Genomic DNA, 15,907 nt, shown 5'->3' with positions numbered 1-15,907 from the left:
AGGTGGTTTTTGGTACGAGCAGGTAGGATTTTCCGACCTGTTCGGCCATATCCTACCTGCTCGCGGGTAGGTTTGATGCCGGCAGGGATGCAGCAGTCGCCACAAGCCCGCCCCCGATAGCCCAGCCGCCGGGCAGAACCGGAGCATCCGGCATAGTCGGGATGCGCGCCGTGAAGGTGCCGCGCGCGTCCTCTCCCCTGCGCCCCGCCCCAGATTCGACGTCGCAGGCTACGGAAATATCGCTCACGTCAAACCCTCGAAAACCCAGGGGGTACCAGGTTTTGAGCGCCGCCTCTTTCACAGAAAACAGCACTTTCGAGTAGACCCCAAAGGCAAACCGCCGTTCTTCTTCGCGCACAATAAGCTCTTGCACGGCGGCAGAGAGCGACACCGCGGGTTCAACATCGATCCCGACGCCCGCATAGCGCTTTGCCGAGCCAACCGCCGCCGCACGATACCCGGCGCAGTGGGTCATGCTCCCCACAACCCCCGCGGGCCAGGTGGGCGAACCATCGGCGCGCGGCACGAAGATGGGCTCAGTCGGCGGTTCGGTGAGCTCAGGCTCCCGCAGGTACAGCCGCTTGAGCGCCAGCCGAGCGCAGGAGCGCGCCGTAGTCGCCTCGCGCACGCGCTTGGGGACGGCGCTGGCGAAATACTCCCGTTCAGCATCGTGAAGGTGCCCGAAATCGCCGGTGGTCTCTGCCACGCATATATCCGGTGGAAGCAGGTTGCGCATCAGCGATTCGCCCGTGTTCTCGGCGGTGCTCATATGCTCAAGCCCCCGCGAATTTTCGGTGCCGCCCGTGTTCTCGGAGCCCTTCATATCGTCAAACGCTGCATTCACGCGGTTCACCATAGCATCACCGCCGCATCCGCTGAGGTATTGTGCCTAGTCAAAGGACGGAATTTCGCCCCGCTGCATGGCGTGCACCGCATTGCGGAAATCCTCGGTGAGCACGCCGCGGGCGAAGAATTCGTGCTCGGCATGCATATGCTCTTCGAGCTCCACAACATAGCGTGCGGCCAGCATAGACTTGGCGGCGCGCACCGTATGAGAGGCCGAACCGGCAATCTGCTCCGCGAGCTGTTCGGCGCATGCGTTCAGCTCACCCGGCTCCGACACCCGATGCACCAGCGAAAGCTCCTGCGCACGCGCGGCACGCAGAATCGGCTGGGTGTATAACAGTTCGGTGGCGGCGCTGAACCCGGCGTAGCGCGGTAAGAACCAGCTCATCCCGCCGTCCGTGGATGCCCCAATCATGCCGTAGGCAATATTGAGTTTGGTGCGCGGTTCGGCAACGCGCAGATCGCATGCGAGCGCCAGGGACATGCCTGCACCCGCCGCCTGCCCGTTAATGGCGGCGATAAAGGGGATGGGCGCAGCAACGATCCCAAGAATAATGTCTTCGAGCAGGCGCGCGAGTTCGCGGCTGTACGCTAAGGATTCTTCCTTTTCGCGCGACATGCCTTCGGCGAAGTCGTCGTAGCTGCCGCCTAGACTAAAATCCTGCCCGGCTCCGGTGAGCACGGCAGCTTTGAGCGTATCGTCCTCGTGCAGCCGGTTGAGCACCTCGCGCAGCTCGGTCGCCAGGTGGCGGCTGAGAGTGTTGCGGTTTTCGGGCTGATTCAGGGTCACATACGCGATGCTGCCGCGGCGTTCGAGGAGTACGGCTGGGCTATCTGCGGTGTTGTTAGTCATGAAGTACCATCCGAACTGTGGCTGTTGTGGCGGGTTTGCTCTGGCCTTTAACATGCACGGCAACACGAATTTCGGCGAGGGTGGCATCCCCAAAATCTTCGGCGCTCACGATTGATGCGCTGCCGCATACCTGCGAGTCCACCGGCACGGCGCTGCGGAACCTGGCGGCACTCACCCCGGCGTTCACAAGCATAGAGGTGCCCTCTGCGGGGAGCAGCTGCCCGGCGAAGGTGATGGCGAGGCTCAGCAGATAAGCCCCGTGTACGATGGTGCCACCGAAGGGGGTGTGCGCCGCGCGGTACGGGTCTGTGTGAATCCACTGGGTGTCGCCGGTGAGCTCGCCGAAGCGGTTGATGTTCTGCTGGCTGATGCACATCCAGGGGGTTTCACCCAGGGGTTCACCGATGCGCGCGCTCAGATCGACGGTGCGTTCCGCGGTCATGATGCGCCTCCGGCGGCGTGATCGGCAGCAGTTTGTACGTCTTCGGGGGTAATAGCGCCGCCTGCGCCGGTTCCGGTGACGGTTTTCAGATCGACCCCGAGGGAGCGGGCGAGCCTGCGCACGGCGGGCGAAACTTTGGCACCCGAACGGGCCTTGCCACCCTGAATTTTGGCGGATTTTGGCGGCAGCGCGGTACCGGTTCCGCCGGGTTTGATGGGCATTTTGCCCCTGCCCACCAGGTGTTTGCTCTCTCCCGCGCCGGGTTTTGCGGGGAGCTTATCGGCTGAATCATTCGCGGGGGTTTCTGCACCAGTCGTGGGCGCCTGGGCCTGCGGGGTGGGGGTGCGCAGCTCGATGAGAGGCGCATCCACGTCGACAACCTGACCGACCGGTTCGAGCAGACGCACCACGGTGCCTGCAACCGGCGAAGGGATTTCGACCGTGGATTTAGCGGTTTCGACCACCACGAGCACCTGATCCAGCTCAACCTGCTGCCCTTCGCTGATGAGCCACTCGATAATCTCGCCCGAGCGAAGCCCCTCCCCTAAATCCGGCAGGTAAAAGGTGAAGGGGTAGCCGGAAGCGTCGGAACCCTCGGGCGGTAAGGGCTCGGGGCTTGGGGCGGATGAAGCGTGCGGTGTATCAGTCATGCGTGTTTCTCCTAGTCATTCTCGGCGTAGAGGGTTGCGATAGCGCCCAGAATCTTCTCTTCGTTCGGCAAATACAGGTGTTCCAGCCCGGGCGGCGGATAGGGCACGTCCAGACCGGTCACGCGCTCTACTGGGCGTTCTAAGTAGTCGAAACAGCGTGAGGTAATGCGCGCCACCACCTCGGCGCCGAATCCGCCGGTCTGCGGGGCCTCGTGCACCATGACGGCGCGGCCGGTGCGCATCACGCTTTCGCATACGGTGTGTTCGTCGAACGGGGTGAGGGTGCGCAGGTCGATCACCTCAACGCTGTACCCGTATTCGGCGGCGGTTTCGGCGGCGGCAAGCGCCATCGGTACCGTCGGCCCGTAGCTGATAAGGGTTACGTCCTCGCCGGGGCGGCAAATTCGTGCCTGCCCAATCGGCAGAGGATCCGCCGAGGTATCCAGGTCGCCCTCTTCCCAGTACAGACGCTTGGGTTCATAGAAAATCACCGGGTCGTCACTGCGAATTGCCTGGCGCAGCATATGGTAGGCATCCGAAGGGTTGGAGGGGGTGTACACGTGCAGCCCGGGGGTATGCGCAGCGTAGCCCTCCGAACTGTCGCTGTGATGCTCCACGGCACCCACCCCGCCGCCGTAGGGCATGCGCACCACCACGGGCATGGAGAGGTCGCCGCGCGTGCGATTGCGCATTTTCGCCAGGTTGCTCACCATCTGTTCAAAAGCGGGGTAACCGAAGGCGTCAAACTGCATCTCGATCACGGGACGGAACCCGTACATTGCCATGCCGATCGCGGCCCCCATAATCCCTGCCTCAGAAATGGGGGTGTCGAAGCAGCGTTCCTCACCAAACCGTTCGGTCAGCCCGTCGGTCACACGGAAAACACCGCCGAGGGTTCCTACGTCCACGCCGAACATCACCACGCGGTCGTTATGCTGCATTTCGTGGCCCAAGGCCAGGTTGAGGGCGCCCACCATTGAGGTTCGCTGCACCGCATCTGAGCGGGATTGGGTCGATTCCGGTGCCTGAGGTGCGGCGTCGGATGCGGTCTTCGCGCCGCGTACCTGAGTATCTGCTGCCTGCTGGCTCATGCGTTTTCTCCATTCTGCGCGGCGTGCTGTTGTGCGTACTGTTCGGCGACGGTGCTCAGGGTTGCCGGCGGGTTCGCATATACGTGGGCGAAAAGGTCCTGCGGGTTGGGCATCTGCAGCTGCATCATGCTGGTGCGAGCCTCGGAGGCGATCTTTTCTGCGGCCAGGATTGCGTTTTCGATATGGGTCTTCGCGTTCGGCAGGCGCTGGTACATCTGATGCTGAATGCGGGTGAGCGGGTCACGCCCGCGCCACTGCTCGACTTCTTCGCGGCTGCGGTACCGATCGGGGTTGTCGGAGGTCGTATGCGGCCCCATGCGGTAGGTCATCGCCTCAATCAGGGTGGGGCCGCCACCGGCACGGGCACGCTCGACGGCTTCGTGCAGCCGGGGGTACACCTGCTCAAAATCATTGCCGTCAACCCGGTAGGCGGGCATGCCGTACCCTTCACCCTTCGCGGCGATACTTGCCGCGCGCATCTGCCGGGATACGGGGGTTGAGATAGCGTACCCGTTATTCTGCACGAGGAAGACAACGGGTGCCTCGAAGACGGCGGCGAGGTTAAGCGCCTCATGAAAGTCGCCTTCGCTTGTGGAACCGTCGCCGCACATCGCGAGAGCTACCGTGGAATCACCGGCGAACTTTGCCGCCATCGCCAGCCCGACCGCGTGGGCGGTATGCGTGGCGAGCGGTGTTGCCTCCGGGGCGGTATGCGTTTTCGTGGGGGCATACCCGCAGTGCGAAGACCCGTGGAAGGGCGAGAGAACTTCGGCAAGGTCGATACCCCGGCTCATGACGGCGACCGAATCGCGGTAGGTAGGGAAAAGCCAGTCGGCGGGTTCTAAGGCGAGGGCGGCGGCAACTTGGCATGCCTCCTGCCCCAGGGACGAGGGGTACGCCCCCATATATCCCTGTTTGGCGAGGTTGCTCGCCTGCTGGTTGAAGTGCCTGCCCGCGAGCATGGCGGCGTGGGCGGTGATGAGCAGGTCATCGCTCACGCCGTTCTGCACCTGCTGCGGCGAGGATTGTAGTGTGTTGGGCATGTTAACGCCTATCTGTCGGTCCCCTCATAAAAGGCTCTTTTTATGAGGGGTGTGGGTGGCATAAGAGTGAAATACGGTGAGGGATTCTGGCTGCGCGCAACCGGGATGCGCCCTGACCGCCAGCGCCTAGGTAGTGGTTTTGAACCCGATCACGCCCGCGCCCCAGGTGAATCCCGCCCCGAAGGCGGTCAGCGCCAACAAGTCTCCCGGTTTCACGTGCCCCTCCTGCTGCCCGACGGCTAGGGTAATCGGGATGGAGGCGGCAGAGGTGTTCCCGTACCGGTCGATATATGAGAGCACTTTGGAGGAATCCCAGCGCAGCCGCCGTGCGACCGCCGCCATAATCCTGCCGTTAGCCTGGTGGCAGACCAGCTGGTCGATCCTCTCCGGGTCTATACCGCATGAGTCGAGTACATAGGTGATTTCCTCGGACATCGCATCCACCGCCGCCATATAGACCTCGGCGCCGTCCATCACTACCTGCTGCGTGGAATCAGAAATATACAGCGCCTGCGCCTGGCTGCCGTCGGAACCGAACGAACACATATAGGGGTATTCGTCCTCGCTCACCTCGGGGGCCGCCTGTACGATAGCGGCACCGGCACCGTCGGCGAAGAGTACCGCCGTGCCCGCATCCTCGGGGTTGGTCAGGCGTGACATTGCATCGGCACCGATGACGAGCGCCCGGTCGATACTGCCCTGCTCGATTTTTGAGGCAGCGTAGTCGAGGGCGTACAGGAACCCGGAACATGCGGCGTTCAAATCGACCGCGCCCACCTGCGGGGCGCCTAAACCTGCGGCGACGACGGGCGCAAGCCCCGGCGAAACCTGGTCGGCGGTTGTGGTTGCGGCAAGCACAAAGTCGATTTCTTCGGCGCTTATACCGGCATCCGCAAGCGCCTTCTCGCTCGCTTCAAGCGCCAGCTCGGCGAGAGTCTGCTCCTGGCGCAGGTGGTGGCGCTGGCGCACTCCGGTGCGACTGGCAATCCATTCGTCGTCCACGCCGAGCGCGGCGAATTCGCTGTTTGGAATGGGGTCATTGGGCACGGCGGCGCCAACGCCCGAAATTGTCACACTCATGGTGCCTTTCTTGAATTTCTACATAAAGGTGAATCGGCTGCGTGCCTTAACGGCGCCGTCCTGATTCACGGTGATCTCTGTCTGATAGGTGTCGCGGTGTTTCTCGCACCGCAGCAGGTTGAGGGTTGGAATCTCGGTGAGTTCCACGAACTCGAAAAATTCGTGGGATTCTTCCGCCACGCGCAAGCCTGCGGGGTCTGCCCCGGTACGATGCGCGAGAGCCGCCACCGCGAACTGCCGGGCTGCGCTTGCCATCATGAGCCCCGGATAGTGGTCCAGCGGGCGGTCGAAATGCCGTGGCGGGGCTGTTGGCACGATGCGGCATTGGGCTAGTGCGGGGGTTCCCGGCGGGTTCTGAAGAGGCCGTTCCGAGGTTTTCTCCTGCGGATCTTCCGCCTGTTCCTGAGTGGTTTCGGTACCGTGGGTTGTATCGTCATGGCGCACGTCTCCGATCAAAACCTGGGATGCGTCGCTCACCCCGCACAGGTGCGCGGGAACAGCCTGCACGTGTCCGTACGGTGTTCCCCACACGCGCACGGCCTTCGGGGGTTCGGCGGATGCACCACTGGCGGAAGCCGCATCCTGGATTTCTGCGGTGTTCCCGAGTTCACCGCGCAGTTCCTCGAAGGTATCGGCGGTGAGGAAGAGCGCCGCACCGTCGCTTTCGGCCAGGCAGGTATCGCCCGCCCAGAGGGTGACCGCCCCGCTGATCGCATAGCACGGCTGCCCGCGCCTGCGGCGGATGGTGCTCACGGGAACGTGCAGGCTCAGCTCGATCGGCTCGTCTGCGCCGGTTGTGTCGGAGCCGCGAACATAGCCGCCCAGAACATGCGGGGTGAACGTGAGCCCTGCGCCGCGAAGCACGAAATGGTCGGCGGATTTCACGCCGAGCGCCTCACGCCCGAGCGCCTCGATCCCCTGGCGGTGCAGGTCTTGCAGGTATTCCACATCGGTCACGCTCAGCGTGACCGGCTCCCTCACATCGGGGGCGATGCGCGTATCGTACCGCAGGAACACGCGGTATTCCCCGTCGTTCGCCGAGTCTTCGGCGGCGGGTTTTTCCGCTCGCGTGAAGTCCACATCGGGTACCGTGCCGGGGGCAGGGTGATAGGCGCATCCAAGAAACGCCGCGTATCGCGGGTCTGCGGATGCACGTCCCGCCGTCAGCGGCGCATCCTCGGGAGGCTGCCGGGTACTCATGCGCGTATCGCCAGGGTCACGTTGTGCCCGCCGAAGCCCAGAGAGTTTGAGAGCCCCAGCCTTTTAGGCGTACCGTTGGCCGCGCTGAACGTGCCGGGTGCTAAATCCTGCGGTTCGCCGCTGATGCGCACCCGCCCCAGCCGCTTATCCAGGTTTTTCAGCCCCAGAGTGGGCGGTGCCTGCCCGTGCCGAAGCGCCTGAAGCGTGGCGATGGTCTCGACGGCGCCCGCAGCCCCGAAGAGGTGCCCGATCGCCGATTTCGTGGAGGAAACTGGGATGTCCTCAAGAGCATCCCCGAGCGCCTGCCGCAGCACGTTCGCTTCGGTCGTATCGTTCAGCTCGGTTCCGGTGCCGTGGGCGTTCACGTACGATACCTGTTCGGGGGTTGCCCCCGCGGTTTCAAGCGCGCGGTTGAGGGCGTAGGCCGCATACATGCCGTCCGGGTTCGGCGCCGTAATGTGGTGGGCGTCCGAGGAGAGCCCGTACCCTGCGATTTCGCCCAGTATCTCGGCGCCCCGGGCGCGGGCGTTCTCGGCTGATTCGAGCACGAGAATACCGGCACCCTCCCCCAGGTTGAAGCCGTTGCGCTCCTCATCGAAGGGGGTCGAGTTCCCGTCGGGCGAGATCGCCCCGGCGGCGTTGAAGATAGCGCGGGTGAACCGGGTGGTCCCCGCCTCTGCGCCGCCTACGACGGCCGCATCCGCCTCGCCCAGCAGAATACTGCGCACACCGGCAACAATCGCCTGCGCCCCCGAGGAGCACGCCGTGACGATTGCGGTTGTTTCGCCGTGCAGCCCGTGGCGCATGGAAATATGCGCGGGCGCGGCGTTCGCCATCATCATGGGCACGGTCAGCGGCGAGACTTCCTCGGCACCCTCGGTGTGCATCACTAAATGCTGCGTTTCGAGGGTGTCCAGCCCGCCGATAGCGGTACCGATATAGCAGGTGATGCGCCGCGCATCGCACGGCAGCCCGCCGCCCCAGCCCGCCTGCGCGATAGCCTCATCGGCCGCCGCCACGGCAAGCTGGGTGTACCGGTCCATGCGGCGCATCTCGCGGCGACTGAGCGGGTTCTTTGCGTCAAAGTCGAGGCATCGCCCAACTTTGCCGCCCAGCCCGTTCTCGTTTTCGTCGTTCAGCCCGCTCAGGCCCGCCACGGCACGCTCATGCAGCGTCTCGGCGCCAACACCCAGCGGGGTGACGGCACCGATTCCCGTGATGACTACTCTCGTACTCACTTCTCCTGTGCCTTTTCACGAATAATATCTACGGCATCCTGCAGGGTGGCGGCGTTTTCAAAATCCTTGGGCTTGACGGGAATCATCAGCTGCTTCTTGACCGCCTGGGTGAGCTCAACAACGTCTAGGGAGTCGAGCCCCATCGAATCGATTTTGGCGTCGAGTTTGACGGTGCTGGCGGGCACGCCCATGTCGATCACCTGCTGGGTCACGAATTCTTCCAGGGATGCGGTGTTAACGGGGGTCTCAGTCATGGTTCTCTCCTGATCTGATTATCTGGTGTTTCTCTGTGGTTGGTTATCTGTTGTTCACGGCGGGTACCCGTGAACTTATCCGGCAAACGGCGGGCTTGCTCGGGGCGAGCGCGAACCTAGTTCAGCGAAAACGCCTGAGCACTCAGCCCGCCATCTACCGCAATGCTCTGCCCGGTAATGTAGTCGGCGCGGTCGCTGGCGAGGAACGCCACGCACTCGGCAATATCGCGTGCCTGCGCGGGGCGAGCCATTGGCACGGCGCGCTGCACCGACTGGGTGAAGGTTTCAACTTCTTCGGTCATTGAGGTTTCAACGAGTCCGGGGCATACCGCGTTCACGGTCACCCCGCGGCGCGCCACCTCGATAGCCATCGCGCGGGTTATTCCCAAAATTCCGCTTTTCGCGGCGGAATAGCTGCCGGTTCCGGCGATTGTCCTCCCGGCGAGAATCGAGGAAATATTGATGATTCGCCCAAAACGTGCGCGAATCATCGGCCCCAATGCCCGCCGAGAGGTACGAAAAACCGAGCTTAAGTTTGTCGAAATCGCCGCATCCCATTCGTCGTCGCTGAGCCCCGCAACCAGCCCGTCGGAACGAATTCCGGCGTTATTGACCAGCACGGTGACCTGCCCTAACGAGTCTTCGAGTGCATCAAAGGCGTCATCAACTGAGGTGGTGCTGGTGACGTCAATTTTGATGGGCATCGCTGACACGCCGCACTCGCGGATGCGCCCGGCAACCTCTTCGGCACGCTCGATTCCGGTGGCGTAGCCGACGGCTATATTCCATCCGTCCTGCGCCAGTCTGAGCGCAATTTGTGCGCCAATATCTCCCGACGCTCCGGTGACGAGGGCGCATCCTGGACGCTTCTGGTGTGTCATCTGACTCCTTAGGTTTGGTTCTTATGCGGCGGCGGGTTCACGGCGTATCGCGTGCCGTAGTAGTTCGCCGCGCGGTGCTCAATAGCGTTACGTGGGATGCGTGAATGCGTGTTTCGCCCGTGTTTTAGGCGAAGGCGGCCTGTCCGGCGTCTGCGGGAGTGGGGTACTCGGAATTGAGAACACCGATCTGGCGCAGCAGGCCGAGCTCATCGCGCCCGCCCCAGTGCTCTATAGCCTTGCCGTCTTCAACACGGAAAAGGTGCAGGTGGTGAATCTCGAAGGGCTTGCCGGTGGCGGGAACCCCCATGAACTCGCCGGTGTGAACGCCGCTGAACTTGATCGCCATGGTGTAGTGCTTACCATCCGCGCTTGCCACGATCTTCTGGGGCTTCCACGAGGCATCGGAGAACGCCTGGTTCATGTATTTCGCGGTTGCCAGGTACCCTTCGGGACCGCCGCCAACGCCTTCGCTCGCCTCATGATCGACGAAGTCGGGGTGAATGTACTTGCGGGCGGTTTCGATATCCATGTTCGTGAAAATCTCAGCCACGCCGAGGGCGACGGTGCGCAGGTCTTCGGGCATCTGCGCCATCATGTCTTCGATAATATTTCCCCACTTACCCATGGGTTTTCCTTTCGTTGGGTGACCTTCCGGTCACGGGGTTTAAACTGTTTCCTCTGCCGGTGAGAGCAGGGGGTGCAGCTGTTTCACACACTCTTCGGTTGTGGTGAATTCGATGGCATCCCACCCGGCTGCACGGGCGCCTTCGCAGTTACGCGCAAGGTCGTCAATGAGGATGCACTGCGCCGGGTTCACCCCGGCAAGTTCTGCGGCGTACTCGTAGATACCGCGCTGCGGTTTGCGGTATCCGACCTCGAAGGAGAGCACAATATCGTCGAAAAGATCGGGTTCGTTGAGCATGGCGCGCCAGTGGTTATCCCAGGTGGGCACCATATTTGAGATCAGCCCTACCTTCACGCCGTGCGCCTTGATCTCGTGCAGGTACGCTACCCAGGATGCGTTAGGCTCGCGGTCGCGGAACCAGTCGTCGGCGAGGGTGTCGAGCTGGAACGCCCCGCCGACCTGCTCGGAAATTTCGCTCAGCCACTCTTTTTCGCTCATCAGGGGCGTATCGACGAGTTCCAGCGGGTCGGTGAGGTTGTGGTTGCGGGCGACCGCTTCAAATCCCGCGCGCAGCTGGGACTCGGTGAGCCCGTATTTCTGGCAGAAGACGCGCATCGTGTGGCTGACCGGCGGGGTGAGTACTCCGCCGAAGTCCGTCCACACATATTTCGTGGTGTCGTATTCGGGCGACATAAAGGTCCTTGTCATCTAGCTTTTGAGCGCGAAATCCGCGATCTGCCGGTTATCTTGTTCAACCACGAATTCCCCGGGTGCCGTTGCACGGATCTGCACGGGTGAATCGAGTTCTGCGAACGCCAGGAAGTTCCCGCGTATTGAGGAAATTTCGGGGGCGCGCTCGCTATCCGGGCGGGTTGCCAGGTAGAGCTGCCGTGCCGCCTCGGTCAGAATCTGCATGGTGATGTGGTCGTAGGCGTGGTCGAAAAGTGCCTTATTCGCCACGTTCGGGGTCACCTGCGCACTCGGGGTTTCGGTGGTGTTCAGTTGCGAGATCACCACGTTGAGGGGGTTTCGCCTGCCCACACGCTCGGGGGCGATGGGATCCTGCACGTCTGTGAAGGTCAGCTCGTGCAGGTTCGCGGTCGTGGGCGGCGGGGTGCCGCGGTATTCGCTGCGCAGCGCCTGCAATTGGTTTTTGGTGAGGATGCGCCCGCCGCTGAAGTGCTCGGCGATCACCCGGTTGCCCATGATGAGCTGCTGGTAGCACCGACCGGAGCGCGGGGCGCCGCGCCGAATGGAGGTCCAGTCGAAGTAGTTGCGAATCAGCAGGTTGGTGTCTTCGGGGTTTAGCGCGGCGATTTCGTGCGGATAAATCGTGAGCCCAAACTCGTTGGAGATTAGGGTGTTTCCGGCGTCTACACCGACTTCGTGGGCGCTGGCGATTGTCGCCTGCCGCGCAATTTCGAGCAGCAGGAGCGCATCGGGGGTTCCTTCGGCATCGTTGTAGATGCTGTCGTGAAAGAAGCTGTGCGATGAGGGCAGCTGCGCCGCTACAAGCACGTGCTGCGCGCTCTGCCGGCGAATATCCGTGAGGAAAACTTCGGAAACCGCTGCACGGTGTACCTTATGACGATCGACAGTACGGTCATAGTGCAGATCTTCTATATCCGGGTCTATCGTGATAGTTTCGTCGAGCTCTGGTGCCGACTCGTATATGAGGGTCATATGCCCTCCTCCTTTGGCTGTGGTTGGTGTATGTTGCACGTGGTTACGGGATCCCGTGGGGCTTACCGTGTGCGGGTGAGTAAGCTCCTTGGGTGTGCGTTATCGGTGTTGTTATGCCCTGCCGCTGGATACGGGTAATATGGTGAAGATTCTCAATATCAAAAAGATATAAGTACGGTCACTATGATGTGAAGGTGTGATGATCCCTTGATATTCCTGCGGATTCACGATGGATGCGGGCTGCGAAAGACCGAAAGCGCAGCGCTTGTCTATCCCGGCATATACCTGGGGGTGCACCGCTGCCCGTGAGGTTGGGTCAGCGAGGATCCGAATGTCGGAAGGCTTCGAGTGCTCAGGCAGCGCACCGCATCGTGCGTTATCTGGCGTCTGTTATGAATTCTGCTGATTTCGTCGGTGTTCATAGCGTTCATTCCTTTTTCATCCCTACCGTGTGGGTAGGAGATACCATCGGAACGTTTCGGAAGTTTGAGTTAGGTTCTGATGGTTGTCTGTGGTTGGTTGAAAAATATGTGCAGCTGGCCTAGGGCAGCTTAGCTGCGGGTTCTGGTTCTGGCGCGACCGCTCGTTCGACGGCGGGTGCGCCAGTTTTGGGAAGCACGGTGAAGACGGCAACAGCACCCAAAAGACCGACTGCCGCACCTACCCAGCACGCAGCGGCTACGCCTCGGGGCGATTGTGCCGTTGCGGTGGCGATTCCAATACTTCCCATCAGCGCGATACCCAGGGCGCCGCCGAGCTGCATAGCAACATCGGCAACCGCCGAGCCCGCGCCGGTTTGTTTCTTGGGGGTCGATTCAATGATCGAGTTCACGGAGGCCGGGGCGCCAAAACCTACGCCCAGACCGAACGTGAAGAGCGCTATCATAACCTGCCCGCTCTTGGGCGAGGGGCTGATAGCCAGAAGCACCATGCCGAGGGCGACCATGAGAGGACCGGTGGCTGAGACGGGACCCAGCCCGAACTTCTCGACGAGTTTGGGCGAGATCGGTGCCACGAGAACCGCCGAACACATGGCGAGCATATGCAGACCGGAAATAAAAGGGTCAAGCCCTAGGACGAACTGCAAATGCTGAGTCATGATGAACAGCCCGCCGAAGACCCCGAAAAATACCGAAGAGATCGTCAGCAGCGGCCCGCCGAACCGGCGGTTACGGAAGACCTCATGGCTGAGCATGGGCGATGCGCTGCGGCGCTCCCATACGATGAAGATGAGGCTCAGTACCACACCCGCAATCAGCAGGGTCAGCGTCAAGCCTGAGGTCCAGCCTGCTTCCGGGGCGGCGATAATGCCGTACACCAGCAGGGCGGGCCCGAAAATTGAGAGGATCAGCCCGAAGAAGTCCAGGCGGGAAGAGTGCTTTTTTGAGGATTCTGGGGCGAGCATCAGGCATGCCAGGAATGCCACGGCAATAATAGGCACGTTGACCAGGAAAATTGATCCCCACGAAAAACTTTTGAGCAGCAGTCCGCCCACGATGGGACCGAGCGGAATACCCAGCGAGGACATTCCTACCCAAATTCCGAGAGCTTTAGCACGTTCATGGTCTGGAAAAATATCACGAATAAGTGCTAGGGTCGAAGGCATAATAAATGCTGATCCGAGACCCATAATTACTCGTGAAAAAATAAGTACTTCTGCATTAATAGAGAAAGCCGCCAGTATTGAACCAAGCAGCAAAATAAACATACCGGCTAGAAAACTTAGTTTATGTCCGATTCTGTCGGCAAGACCGCCAAAGAAAAGTAGCGGTGCGGCAAATGCAAGTGAATAGGCTGCAACAACCCATTGCAATTGTTCGCCCGTTGCCTGTAGTCCAGTCTCCATAGACGGTATAGCGACCGCAACAATGAGCGAATCCAGCCCGGTCACAACCAGCGCTAGGCACATAAACCCGAGGATGGCCCAGCGCTTGGGGTGGGGTGTAGTCACGCTCATTTTTGGTCCTTGAAGTGGTTGGAAGACATAGCTATATGTAACAGTGATGTCTCAAGTATACAGTTCAAATTTGGTCTGTCAATCGTTTATTTTCTCTATTTACATGTCAATTATTCACATATATTTATTGCCACCCAAGAAACAAAATTAGTGTCGCTGTAAATTATTAAAAGAATTGAGAGAGTGAAGGTTTAATTTTTATATTTTCCTTGTAAATACTTTCATCAAAATTCCCCGGTAATTATCGCATAAACCTATCGTGCTGTGTTGAGCGTGTAGCATAATCCCATCCCGGTCATCACGGCATGACCGTCGTTTCGGGCGAAAGCTAGTGAATCTTGAGAAGCCCCTTGTGTGGGATGCGTTACGCCCCAAAATTTTCGGTGTGCCCGCCTGCTATGCACCACGAAACGAGGGAGAAACAGACCGAAATCTGTTCCTCCCTCGCTAGAATCTATGAGCTCATAGTGAGTGTTTCTGGAACCTCGTAGTCTTGTAGAGCGTATCCGTTAGACCAAATCACGCACCATCCGATCGCCCCGCTGCCGCTCTCAATGACCACCGGGTGATGGTTGATGTAGCGGTTTAGGCGCTTGTCGGTCTTGGTGCCCCCGAAGTCTTCAGCTCAAATTTCTTCGGTGTGGCTTTACCTCAGATACAGCAGGGTGACTTTCTAAAGTCTTGGTGAGGGTGAGCTTATGGGTTTAGTTCTCAGCCACCCCAACCCTATGCTCGTCAGGGAGGCTAAGAGGGTAACCAATTGTAGGCGGTCCGGTGGTACGGTAAGGAGGCAACGGTTTCTTCTAGGGCGTGTTGATGGGTTAGTTGGTTTTATAGGATCCATCATACGTCGGCTGATGAGGAGCCGTTTGTTTTTCATGTGTGGTTAGAGGTGCTGACTAGCCTTATAAATAACGCTCTTTGAACAGTGGAGAACAGTGCATGTCGGAGTATGTATAATCCACATTATAAATATTAAAATACAAAAGTAGGCTACTCCTACCTAAAAGACTTAGGTGGAGATAACCTACTTTTCAAAAATATTTAACTTATATTAAAAATATTAATACTATATGAAGCACCTGAATATAAATTAATTATTCATCCTTCATGAAGGCCATAAATGCAGGACCATCAAAGAAAATGGTCGACGCTACAATTTTACCATCTTTTACGGTAAAAAATTCAGGAACCTCAAAAATTCGCGTGGCACCGGCAGGAGATTGCGCGGTGTAACATGCTATGACGGCTGCTTTGTCTCCTTCGGTAATAAGCTGAGAAAGCTCAACTTTTGTGGTAGCATCGTAGAAACTTCCCGCACTTTGAAAGTATTCGTCTTTATTGAGTTTTTGTTCTGTAGTGTTGAAGCCGTAGGCCATAGTATCACTAATGTAATCCTGCCAGTTTCCGGCATGGATAGATGCAAAATAATCCAAAATGGTCTGCTTGGTAGTCATTCGTTTAGTCTCCTCACTAAAATGTAACAGACGAAAAGATGTGGTGTGGGCAACCCACCCACTTAACCATAACAGATATATTCCCGTTATTAGGGTAATAACTACATATATAACTCGCCTAAACCTTTATGCACCTAAATCCGGTGCACTTTGCGGCAATCGACCGTACGGTCATAGGCAAGATCCTCTGCAGCATAATCGATAGATAAAGCTGTCGGCTATAAGTGCTTGATCCAGGACTTCTGCGGTGGGGTGAGAGTCACGAACGCTGTCGGCTAATCCTCCAAAGAAAAGCAGCGGTGCCGCGAAAGCGAGTGAATACGCCGCCACAAACCATTGCAGCTACTCACCGGTGGCCTGCAACCCTACCTCCTCATCGGAGGGGGTGGTGACCGCGACAATCAGGGAATCTAGGCCCGTCACCACGAGCGCAAGGCACATAAATCCAAGGATTGCCCACCGTTTGGGATGCGTTACGCCCCAAAATTTTCGGTGTGCCCATCTGCTATGAACCACAGAACGGGGGAGAAACAGACCAAAGTCTGCTTCTCCCCCGCTAGAATCTATGAGCTTATAGTGAGTGTTTCTGGAACCTCGTAGTCTTGTA

At 59.5% G+C, this 15,907-nt stretch carries 17 protein-coding genes; all 17 read right to left on the bottom strand.

Annotation, left to right across the window (positions count from 1 at the left end; translation table 11 throughout):
• Positions 1-52 precede the first annotated feature (52 nt).
• Positions 53-844 carry a 4'-phosphopantetheinyl transferase family protein gene (locus tag HMPREF2958_RS03230; protein WP_141755786.1) on the bottom strand — a complete coding sequence of 264 codons (792 nt, stop codon included), beginning with the start codon at positions 842-844 and terminating at the stop codon, positions 53-55.
• A 45-nt stretch (positions 845-889) separates the two neighbouring features.
• Positions 890-1,699: an enoyl-CoA hydratase/isomerase family protein gene (locus HMPREF2958_RS03225; protein WP_070696531.1), complete on the bottom strand. Its 810-nt coding sequence runs from the start codon at positions 1,697-1,699 to the stop codon at positions 890-892.
• A complete protein-coding gene (locus HMPREF2958_RS03220; protein WP_070696528.1) occupies positions 1,692-2,141 on the bottom strand; it encodes a MaoC/PaaZ C-terminal domain-containing protein in 450 nt (149 codons plus the stop codon). The genes HMPREF2958_RS03225 and HMPREF2958_RS03220 overlap by 8 nt, the downstream gene beginning before the upstream one ends.
• The gene (locus tag HMPREF2958_RS03215; protein WP_070696525.1) at positions 2,138-2,791 is read right to left on the bottom strand and encodes a biotin/lipoyl-containing protein; all 654 of its coding nucleotides are present in this window, start codon (positions 2,789-2,791) and stop codon (positions 2,138-2,140) included. The genes HMPREF2958_RS03220 and HMPREF2958_RS03215 overlap by 4 nt, the downstream gene beginning before the upstream one ends.
• Positions 2,792-2,802: 11 nt before the next feature.
• Complete coding sequence (locus HMPREF2958_RS03210; RefSeq protein ID WP_070696522.1) at positions 2,803-3,882, bottom strand: alpha-ketoacid dehydrogenase subunit beta; 1,080 nt, start codon at positions 3,880-3,882, stop codon at positions 2,803-2,805.
• Complete coding sequence (locus HMPREF2958_RS03205; RefSeq protein WP_070696519.1) at positions 3,879-4,925, bottom strand: thiamine pyrophosphate-dependent enzyme; 1,047 nt, start codon at positions 4,923-4,925, stop codon at positions 3,879-3,881. The genes HMPREF2958_RS03210 and HMPREF2958_RS03205 overlap by 4 nt, the downstream gene beginning before the upstream one ends.
• A gap of 126 nt (positions 4,926-5,051) precedes the next feature.
• Positions 5,052-6,005 carry a 3-oxoacyl-ACP synthase III family protein gene (locus tag HMPREF2958_RS03200; RefSeq protein WP_070696516.1) on the bottom strand — a complete coding sequence of 318 codons (954 nt, stop codon included), beginning with the start codon at positions 6,003-6,005 and terminating at the stop codon, positions 5,052-5,054.
• A gap of 18 nt (positions 6,006-6,023) precedes the next feature.
• Positions 6,024-7,205 (bottom strand): AfsA-related hotdog domain-containing protein, encoded by a 1,182-nt coding sequence (locus HMPREF2958_RS03195; protein WP_070696513.1) that lies wholly within the window; start codon positions 7,203-7,205, stop codon positions 6,024-6,026.
• Positions 7,202-8,443 carry a beta-ketoacyl-[acyl-carrier-protein] synthase family protein gene (locus tag HMPREF2958_RS03190; protein ID WP_070696511.1) on the bottom strand — a complete coding sequence of 414 codons (1,242 nt, stop codon included), beginning with the start codon at positions 8,441-8,443 and terminating at the stop codon, positions 7,202-7,204. Before HMPREF2958_RS03190 ends, HMPREF2958_RS03195 begins: the two co-directional genes overlap by 4 nt.
• Entirely contained in the window at positions 8,440-8,697 is a 258-nt protein-coding gene (locus HMPREF2958_RS03185) for an acyl carrier protein (RefSeq protein ID WP_004005620.1), read from the bottom strand. Before HMPREF2958_RS03185 ends, HMPREF2958_RS03190 begins: the two co-directional genes overlap by 4 nt.
• Positions 8,698-8,813: 116 nt before the next feature.
• Positions 8,814-9,578: an SDR family oxidoreductase gene (locus HMPREF2958_RS03180; protein WP_048754943.1), complete on the bottom strand. Its 765-nt coding sequence runs from the start codon at positions 9,576-9,578 to the stop codon at positions 8,814-8,816.
• Positions 9,579-9,702: 124 nt separating this feature from the next.
• On the bottom strand, positions 9,703-10,203 hold the full coding sequence (locus HMPREF2958_RS03175) for an ester cyclase (protein WP_013397889.1): 501 nt from the start codon (positions 10,201-10,203) through the stop codon (positions 9,703-9,705).
• A 39-nt stretch (positions 10,204-10,242) separates the two neighbouring features.
• Positions 10,243-10,896 (bottom strand): HAD family hydrolase, encoded by a 654-nt coding sequence (locus tag HMPREF2958_RS03170; protein ID WP_246828006.1) that lies wholly within the window; start codon positions 10,894-10,896, stop codon positions 10,243-10,245.
• A 15-nt stretch (positions 10,897-10,911) separates the two neighbouring features.
• On the bottom strand, positions 10,912-11,886 hold the full coding sequence (locus HMPREF2958_RS03165) for an AfsA-related hotdog domain-containing protein (RefSeq protein ID WP_070696505.1): 975 nt from the start codon (positions 11,884-11,886) through the stop codon (positions 10,912-10,914).
• Between the two features lie 541 nt (positions 11,887-12,427).
• Positions 12,428-13,843, bottom strand: coding sequence for an MFS transporter (locus HMPREF2958_RS03160; RefSeq protein WP_070696502.1), 1,416 nt, complete (start codon positions 13,841-13,843; stop codon positions 12,428-12,430).
• Between the two features lie 1,097 nt (positions 13,844-14,940).
• Positions 14,941-15,300: a nuclear transport factor 2 family protein gene (locus HMPREF2958_RS03155; RefSeq protein ID WP_048754948.1), complete on the bottom strand. Its 360-nt coding sequence runs from the start codon at positions 15,298-15,300 to the stop codon at positions 14,941-14,943.
• Positions 15,301-15,642: 342 nt separating this feature from the next.
• The coding region (locus HMPREF2958_RS11045) for a hypothetical protein (protein WP_210400878.1) at positions 15,643-15,907 on the bottom strand (265 nt) is incomplete at its 5' end.

Source organism: Rothia sp. HMSC036D11 (assembly GCF_001814205.1).
GTDB classification, from domain to species: Bacteria; Actinomycetota; Actinomycetes; order Actinomycetales; family Micrococcaceae; genus Rothia; species Rothia dentocariosa.
Note: the sequence above shows the minus strand (reverse complement) of the source record. Positions and strands in the feature narration are given on the sequence as shown.

Coding starts and splice junctions, on each gene's coding strand:
- HMPREF2958_RS03225 (WP_070696531.1), bottom strand. CDS start 1,699: ATGACTAACAACACCGCAGATAGCCCAGCCGTACTCCTCGAACGCCGC.
- HMPREF2958_RS03220 (WP_070696528.1), bottom strand. CDS start 2,141: ATGACCGCGGAACGCACCGTCGATCTGAGCGCGCGCATCGGTGAACCC.
- HMPREF2958_RS03215 (WP_070696525.1), bottom strand. CDS start 2,791: ATGACTGATACACCGCACGCTTCATCCGCCCCAAGCCCCGAGCCCTTA.
- HMPREF2958_RS03210 (WP_070696522.1), bottom strand. CDS start 3,882: ATGAGCCAGCAGGCAGCAGATACTCAGGTACGCGGCGCGAAGACCGCA.
- HMPREF2958_RS03205 (WP_070696519.1), bottom strand. CDS start 4,925: ATGCCCAACACACTACAATCCTCGCCGCAGCAGGTGCAGAACGGCGTG.
- HMPREF2958_RS03200 (WP_070696516.1), bottom strand. CDS start 6,005: ATGAGTGTGACAATTTCGGGCGTTGGCGCCGCCGTGCCCAATGACCCC.
- HMPREF2958_RS03195 (WP_070696513.1), bottom strand. CDS start 7,205: ATGAGTACCCGGCAGCCTCCCGAGGATGCGCCGCTGACGGCGGGACGT.
- HMPREF2958_RS03185 (WP_004005620.1), bottom strand. CDS start 8,697: ATGACTGAGACCCCCGTTAACACCGCATCCCTGGAAGAATTCGTGACC.
- HMPREF2958_RS03180 (WP_048754943.1), bottom strand. CDS start 9,578: ATGACACACCAGAAGCGTCCAGGATGCGCCCTCGTCACCGGAGCGTCG.
- HMPREF2958_RS03175 (WP_013397889.1), bottom strand. CDS start 10,203: ATGGGTAAGTGGGGAAATATTATCGAAGACATGATGGCGCAGATGCCC.
- HMPREF2958_RS03170 (WP_246828006.1), bottom strand. CDS start 10,896: ATGTCGCCCGAATACGACACCACGAAATATGTGTGGACGGACTTCGGC.
- HMPREF2958_RS03165 (WP_070696505.1), bottom strand. CDS start 11,886: ATGACCCTCATATACGAGTCGGCACCAGAGCTCGACGAAACTATCACG.
- HMPREF2958_RS03160 (WP_070696502.1), bottom strand. CDS start 13,843: ATGAGCGTGACTACACCCCACCCCAAGCGCTGGGCCATCCTCGGGTTT.
- HMPREF2958_RS03155 (WP_048754948.1), bottom strand. CDS start 15,300: ATGACTACCAAGCAGACCATTTTGGATTATTTTGCATCTATCCATGCC.